This is a genomic window from Ochrobactrum sp. XJ1 (assembly GCF_024701725.1).
GTDB classification, from domain to species: domain Bacteria; phylum Pseudomonadota; class Alphaproteobacteria; order Rhizobiales; family Rhizobiaceae; genus Brucella; species Brucella anthropi.
This window is the reverse complement of sequence record NZ_VDGD01000047.1, coordinates 1-3,182: the sequence shown is the minus strand read 5'-3', so window position 1 is coordinate 3,182 and position 3,182 is coordinate 1. Positions and strand designations below refer to the sequence as shown.

Genomic DNA, 3,182 nt, shown 5'->3' with positions numbered 1-3,182 from the left:
TTTGCTCAACTTTTGCAGGAAGCAGTATAATCGGATACCCTCACCACTGGCATGATGCAGTTGGGGTAGCTTTTCCAAATCAACAGGTTAGTAGGAATACCATGTCAGACTCTTGGTCGCGAACATGCTTTTACAGCCAAGAGGCCCGAAATGGATCTGGATGATCAAGCCCCGCGTTTGCACCTTGTACATTCTGAAATCGAGACGTCCGACGATGTCGCTTGCGCGCTTGCCATATTCCGAAAATCATATCGCATAGATCATGTGGGCACTGCCAAGTTGTTTGATCTAGTTGTTTCCGGTATCGATGAGGCATGAAATTACCGAGTTCTTTTCCCCGGTTGAAGGGATTTCGTTTTCCGCGTGAGATTGTCGCTTATGCAGTATGGGCCTATTACAGGTTTGCGCTGAGCACGGCCGATGTGGAAGACCTGCTTGCCGAGCGCGGCGTCATTGTCAGCCGGGAAACCATTCGCCTCTGGATTAATCGCTTTGGTCGTCATTTTGCGGACTGTATCCGCAGGGATCGACCAAAGCCAAACGACAAATGGCACATTGATGAGGTCGTCATCACGATTGGGGGAAAGAAGTATTGGCTTTGGCGGGCCATTGACGCAGATGGCGATGTTCTTGATATTCTGGTTCAAACACGCCGTAACACAAAGGCTGCCAAGCGTTTTTTCACCAGACTGATCCGGCAATACGGTCAACCACGTGTCGTTGTGACGGATAAGCTGCGCAGCTATACCAAGCCAGTACAAAAAATCGCGCCAGATGCCGATCATCGTGCTCATAAAGGCCTGAACAACAGAATTGAAAATTCGCACCGCCTGAGCCGAAAACGGGAGAAAATCATGGGGCGGTTCAAATCGCCTCGTCAAGCCCAACGCTTCTTGTCAGCACACGATCAAATCAACACCATCTTCCGTCCTCGCCGCTATAATCTCACTGCTATCTCCTACCGCCATGCACGTACCGATGCATTTGCATTATGGCGTGACTACACGACCGAAATGACCGCTTGATAAACACAGGCGAAAGCTGCTCAAAGCCCTATTCAAACAACTTGGCAATGCCCCCGTAGCTTATGCGAAACTTCCCGTCGGAATGTCATCATCTCGATTGTCCTTGTCATCGAAGTTCAAAACAAGGATGTCTCAAAGGTCCCTACATTTCTACACCGTTGAGCAGCACAGCCAGTGCTGTGGGGACTGTCAGTGCAGCCGCTTGCATAGTGTAAGTCTCGTCGGGATTGCCTGGACGAACAGCTTCAGTCGAGGCTATGTAATCATCCGTAGTCTTAGGTGAACCACAGAGAATTATAAATTCATCGAATCGTTCAACCTAATCTTCGATCAGGTTCGTGTTAAGGACGTAGTTATTTTTTCCGATCTCAGAATACTAAAGCTTTAGATCGCAATATTATTTTCCAATAATTGAAACATATTAATGGTTTATTGGTTTCACTACGATTGCGAGTTACAGATCATACCCGCCGGCAAGCGCGAAAAAACAGGAGTCAATATGCCAACTCAATATCAGTGGCCGCGCCTCTCTCCCATCGCCACAGGCGTGCGCGGCCGGTGTCCTCGATGTGGAGAAGGTCATCTTTTTCAAGGCTTCCTCACGCTGAGAGAAAAATGCGAAGTATGTGATTTGGACTATTCATTTGCAGACCCTGCAGATGGTCCAGCGTTTTTTATCATGATGTTCGGCTGTATACCTAGCATGGTATTTGCTGTATGGCTGCAGATAACCTACGAGCCTCCCTTATGGGTGCATCTCTTTACGAGCCTACCCCTGCTGCTTTTAACTTGCATCCCGCCTCTTCGTCCGACGAAAGGATGGCTCGTCGCTAGCCAATATTATCATAAGGCGCAGGAAGGCACTATTGATCGAGATTGGCGCAATACCTAGGCCATGCTATGGCTGTCTCACGATCAATCTTTCCGGATATATCAAGGGCTCGGTATGCTGCGCGCCTTTTGACCCGCAGAGAAATTATCGGTCTGCGCTCCGGTTGCAATGCGTGCGATAAAGAAGAAGGTTCAGGAACTAAATCATACATATGAGGTTTCTCTACTGAGGTCGCCGCGTGCCAATCGGGCATGACGGAGATGGTGAACGCGGCGGTTTTCCCGATTTCTCGCTGCGGGCAACGAAATGCCAGGCGAGCACCTTAACCCGTCCGCTGCGGCCTCGTCGGCACCGTTACCTTAACCTGAGGGTAAGCATCAACGGCGATAACGTGTTATGACCGACCCTCGTTCTCCGCTATATCATCGCCATCGTTATCCTGCTGAGATTATCGCGGAAGCTGTCTGGTTGTAGTTCCGCTTTCCATTAAGCTTTCGCATGGTTGAAGACATGCTGGCTTATCGTGGGATCTTCGTCACACATAAGACTGTGTACGAATGGGCTGAGAAATTCGGACGGACCTATGCCAGTAATATTCGTCGCCGCACACCACGCTTTGGTGACAAATGGCATCTGGATGAGGTTGTCATTACGATCAAAGGTGAGCATCACATTCTTTGGCGAGCGGTTGATCAGGATGGTTTCGTGATAGATGTTCTGGTCCAGACACGCCGCAATACCAAGGCTGCCAAGCGTTTCATGCGCAAGCTTCTCTCTGCTCAAGGTTGCGCACCGCGGGTTATGGTCACCGATAAACTACGATCTTATGGCGCTGCCAAACGAGACATAGGCCTTAACATTTGCGATCATCGCCAGCATAAGGGTTTGAACAATCGGGCAGAGAATTCGCGTCAGCCGATCCGACGACGCGAGCGGGTTATGAAGCGCTTTAAATCGGCGCGACATGTGCAAAACTTCACGTCGATACATGATCCGATCTACAACTTATATTACTTCCCGCGCAACCAATTCGACGCTGCCGATCATCGTGAATTACGACAAGCCGCCACCAACATGTGGCGGGAAATCGCTTGCCTGAAATCTGCATAGAAACTGCGTCAAAGAATGAGTTACGTGGCGCTCACGTTAAGGTAACGGTGCCCTCACCCCGCCACGCGTTGGATGCCGAGCACGCGATCGATGACGTCGCATCAAAAACACTCCGCCCTCGCCACCCACATTCATCGGATCCGCGCCATGGCGCACTGGAAGGCCGTGACCGGCGCAACTGCCTGAGTTTAACTGAAAGCGCTTCGTCCGGCCTC

The 3,182-nt window shown here is 50.3% G+C and carries 2 protein-coding genes and 2 pseudogenes; all 4 read left to right on the top strand.

All coding sequences use genetic code 11. From position 1 onward, the window contains the following. The first annotated feature begins 314 nt into the window (after positions 1–314). Positions 315–1,025, top strand: coding sequence for an IS6 family transposase (locus FG152_RS27010; RefSeq protein ID WP_109989827.1), 711 nt, complete (start codon positions 315–317; stop codon positions 1,023–1,025). Positions 1,026–1,524: 499 nt separating this feature from the next. Beyond that, positions 1,525–1,917, top strand: a complete 393-nt coding sequence (locus FG152_RS27005; RefSeq protein ID WP_112808562.1) for a DUF983 domain-containing protein — start codon at positions 1,525–1,527, stop codon at positions 1,915–1,917. Positions 1,918–2,253: 336 nt separating this feature from the next. Continuing rightward, positions 2,254–2,967: pseudogene (locus tag FG152_RS27000) on the top strand (IS6 family transposase). A gap of 99 nt (positions 2,968–3,066) precedes the next feature. Next, a pseudogene (locus tag FG152_RS26995) lies at positions 3,067–3,153 on the top strand (IS6 family transposase); the annotation flags it as partial. Between the last annotated feature and the right edge of the window lie 29 nt (positions 3,154–3,182).